Origin of the sequence: Streptomyces sp. NRRL WC-3549 (assembly GCF_000721935.1) — a bacterium.
In the GTDB taxonomy this organism is placed as follows: domain Bacteria; phylum Actinomycetota; class Actinomycetes; order Streptomycetales; family Streptomycetaceae; genus Streptomyces.
Genome location: NZ_KL585398.1, coordinates 40,063 through 43,926, shown reverse-complemented (window position 1 = coordinate 43,926; position 3,864 = coordinate 40,063). Strand labels below are relative to the sequence as shown.

3 protein-coding genes are annotated in these 3,864 nt (G+C 68.7%); 2 read left to right on the top strand and 1 reads right to left on the bottom strand.

The genetic code is table 11. The features are described from left to right. Nucleotides 1-59 precede the first annotated feature (59 nt). Entirely contained in the window at nucleotides 60-1,334 is a 1,275-nt protein-coding gene (locus IH13_RS0114505; protein WP_031084488.1) for an extracellular solute-binding protein, read from the bottom strand. Between the two features lie 358 nt (nucleotides 1,335-1,692). On the opposite strand from IH13_RS0114505, the gene IH13_RS0114500 reads away from it, so the two are divergent. Beyond that, the gene (locus tag IH13_RS0114500; RefSeq protein ID WP_031084487.1) at nucleotides 1,693-2,736 is read left to right on the top strand and encodes a LacI family DNA-binding transcriptional regulator; all 1,044 of its coding nucleotides are present in this window, start codon (nucleotides 1,693-1,695) and stop codon (nucleotides 2,734-2,736) included. Nucleotides 2,737-2,877: 141 nt separating this feature from the next. After that, nucleotides 2,878-3,864, top strand: a 987-nt coding sequence (locus IH13_RS0114495) for a phosphatase PAP2 family protein (RefSeq protein WP_420713361.1), incomplete at its 3' end; no start/stop codon positions are given.

The following is a 3,864-nucleotide window of genomic DNA, read 5'->3' as shown; positions in this document are numbered from 1 at the left end:
AGAGATGTGTATAAGAGACAGCTGGTGTGGACAGCCATCAGCCGGCCTGCCTTCCTGAGTTACTTCCAGCCCTTGAGGAGCTTGCGGTAGGAGTCGCCGGTCGCCTTGGCGGCCTTCTCCGGCGTGGACTGGCCGGTGAGGACGTTGGTGTACTCGGTGTTCAGCGGGGCGAAGAGGCTGCCGGTCTCCGGGATCCAGGGACGCTCGACGGCGGTCTCGACGACGGGCTTGAAGAACTGGACGATCTCGCTGTCCACGGCCTGCTGCTTGGCGTACGCGGAGGTGCGGGTCGGCAGCAGGTTGAGCTCACCGGCGGTCTGCGCCTGGGCCTCGACCGAGGTCATGTAGTCGACGAAGGCGTAGGAGGCCTCCAGGTTCTTGGAGCCCGCGTAGACGGCGAGGTTGTGGCCGCCCTGCGGGGCGCCCTGACCGGCGGAGCCGGCCGGCACCGTGGAGATGCCCAGGTTCTCCTTGTCGGAGAACTCCTTGCCGGTCAGCGTGTCGGCCACGGCCCAGGGGCCGTTGATCATCATCGCGACGTCGCCGTTCTTGAACGCCTGCATCATGTTCTCCCAGCCGTCCGTGGCGTCGGTCTTGGCCGCCCCGGAGTCGACGAGGTCCTTCACGACACCGAACGCCTTGACGCCCGCGGCGTTGTCGACGGTGACCTTCTTGTCGGCCGCGTCGACCAGGTCGCCGCCCTCGCCGTAGAGGAAGGAGAGGAAGTAGTACGAGTCGTCGCCGCGCAGGTAGAGACCGGTCTTGCCGGTCTTCTCCTTGATCTTCTTGGAGATGCTCTTGAGGTCGTCGATGTTCGCGGGCGGCTGGACGCCGGCGTCCTTGAACAGCTTCTTGTTGTAGAAGATGCCCATGGAGTCGATGACCTGCGGGACCGCGTACGTCTTGCCGTTGTACTTGGTGGACGCCGCGGCCTGCTTGAGGAAGTCGCCCTCGTCCTTCAGCGCCGCGGTGCCGTCCAGCGGGGCGAGGTAGCCGAGGTCGGCGAACTCGGGGGTCCAGGCGACCTCGGAGCGGATGACGTCCGGGGCGCCGGAGCCCGCCTGCGCCGCGTTCTTGAACTTGTTCTGCGCGTCGCCGAACGGAACGCTGACGTACTTGACGTCGACCTTCGGGTGCTTCTTCTCGAAGCCCTCGGCGATCTTCTTGAAGACCTTGTCCTCGCTGCCGACGTTCGAGGTGTCCCACCACGTCACGGTGCCGGAGAGCTCACCCGAGCTCTTGCTGCCGCCGTCGGACTCGTCGTCACTGCCGCAGGCGGTCGCCGCGAGCGCCAGGGCCGCGACCAGGGCGGTGGCCGTTATGCCACGTCGCATCTGAACTCCTTCAACTGCCGTACCGCTCCGTCGCGGCGCCGGGTCGACGTGAACGTAACAAGGATGCAAGACGACCGAAAGAGCTTGCGGAAGATTTCTGCAAGCTCCGTCGATCGTTACATTGGCGTGTCCTCAAGGTTGCCGTCAAGCCTCTTGACTGAACCGCTCACACCCTGCACACCCCAGGCCAGACCCCACCTGCGGGCGGTGTCGTGCTCTTGTGGCCCCCGGCACAGAAGTTCCGCAAGGCCTTGCAAGATGTTTCCGCAGACGGCGCCGCGTACGGTGAGCGCGCGCCCCCGGCGCCCGGATCCGGTACGCGGTGGGCAATCGGACACACGCCCGGTACAGTCCACTCATGACCGCACGGCTTGCCGATATCGCAACTCAGGCGGGGGTCAGTGAAGCGACCGTCAGCCGCGTACTCAACGGCAAGCCCGGTGTTGCGGCGACCACCCGTGAATCCGTCCTCGCGGCGCTCGACGTCCTCGGCTACGAACGCCCGGTGCGACTGCGCCGGCGCAGCGCCGGTCTGGTCGGGCTGATCACGCCCGAGCTGGAGAACCCGATCTTCCCCGCGCTGGCCCAGGTCATCGGCCAGGCGCTGACCCGGCAGGGATACACACCGGTCCTGGCGACCCAGACACCGGGCGGTTCCACGGAGGACGAGCTGACCGAAATGCTCGTGGACCGTGGGGTGTCGGGCATCATCTTCGTCTCCGGCCTGCACGCCGACACCTCCGCCGACATGCAGCGTTACGAACAACTCCGCGCCCAGGGCGTGCCCTTCGTCCTCGTCAACGGCTTCTCCTCCAAGGTCCAGGCGCCGTTCATCTCGCCGGACGACCGGGCCGCGATGCGGCTCGCGGTGACGCACCTCGTGGCCCTGGGACATGAGCGCATCGGCCTGGCGGTCGGCCCGAAGCGTTTCGTCCCGGTGCTCCGCAAGATCGAGGGCTTCCGCGCCACGATGCGGGAGCAGCTGGACCTCACGGCCCAGGAGGCGGAGGAGCTGATCCAGCACTCCCTCTACACCCTGGAGGGCGGCCAGGCGGCGGCCTCCGCCCTGATGGAGCGCGGTTGTACGGCGGTGGTGTGCGCGAGCGACATGATGGCGCTGGGCGCGATCCGCGCGGCCCGCCGGCTGTCCCGGGAGGTCCCGCGCGACCTCTCGGTGGTCGGGTACGACGACTCCCCGCTCATAGCGTTCACGGATCCGCCGCTGACCACGATCCGGCAGCCCGTGACGGCCATGGGCCAGGCGGCGGTGCGCACCCTGCTGGAGGAGATCGGCGGCACCCCCGCGCCGCACAGCGAGTTCGTGTTCATGCCGGAGCTGGTGGTGCGCGGCACCACGGCGGCGGGCCCCGGCCCGTCCGCGGGCGGCCTCCCCCGGCGTTGAGGGACACCCCGCCGTCCGGGGCGCCCGCGGGGCGGCACGGGGCCGCTCCCCCGGGCCCGGTGTGCGGTGTCCTCCCGACGGGAGGACGATCGGTGGATGGGGACGTATCTGGCAGACTCTGCGCCTATGGGTGATGCGCACGTGACCACAGAGGAAGACCGCAGGGCGGTCACCCCGTCACTCGTCGCCGACGGGCCGAGGCCCACGGGTTCGACGAGGGCGGACGCCCGCGTGCGCCTCGGGTCGCTGCGCGCCCCGCGCCGCCCCCGGCTCTGGTTCGAGATCCTGTTGATCGCGGTGAGTTACTGGCTGTACTCACTCGTGCGCAACGCCGTGCCCGAGCAGAAGGCGGCGGCCCTGCGCAACGCCGACTGGATCTGGTCGCTGGAGCACACGATGGGGCTGGCCTTCGAGCAGAAGGTCAACCACGCGGTCAATTCGGTGACATGGCTGATCGTGTCGATGAACTACTACTACGCGACACTGCACTTCATCGTCACCGTCGCGGTACTGGTGTGGCTGTTCCGGCGTCATCCGGGCCGTTACGCGGCGGCCCGTCTGATCCTCTTCGCCACCACGGCCGTCGCCCTGCTCGGGTACTACCTCTTCCCCCTGGCACCACCCCGCCTGATGAGGGGCGGCGGGTTCGTCGACACGGTCCTTCTGCACCAGACGTGGGGCTCGATGGCGTCCGGCAACTTCAAGCAGATGTCGAACCAGTACGCGGCGATGCCCTCGATGCACATCGGCTGGTCGCTGTGGTGCGGGCTGACGATCTTCGCGCTGGCCCGCGCACCCTGGGCCCGCGTCCTGGGACTGCTGTACCCGACGGCGACACTGGTCGTGATCGTGGCGACCGCGAACCACTTCTGGCTGGACGCGGTGGGAGGCATGACGTGCCTGGCGTTCGGCTACGCGCTGTCGTACGCCTGGTACGGGGCGTTGCCGCACCGGCTGCCGAAGAGCGGGAGGGCGCGGGGCGTCCGCGGGTGCTGCGGCGCCGCCCGGTGGTTCCGGCCGCCCGGCGGCGCGGTCCGGGCCCCTCGGCACCGTCCGCGTCCCGTCCCGGGGACCCGTCCACCTCCCGTCCCCCGGAGTCGGTGCCTCTCCTGTCTCTTATACACATCT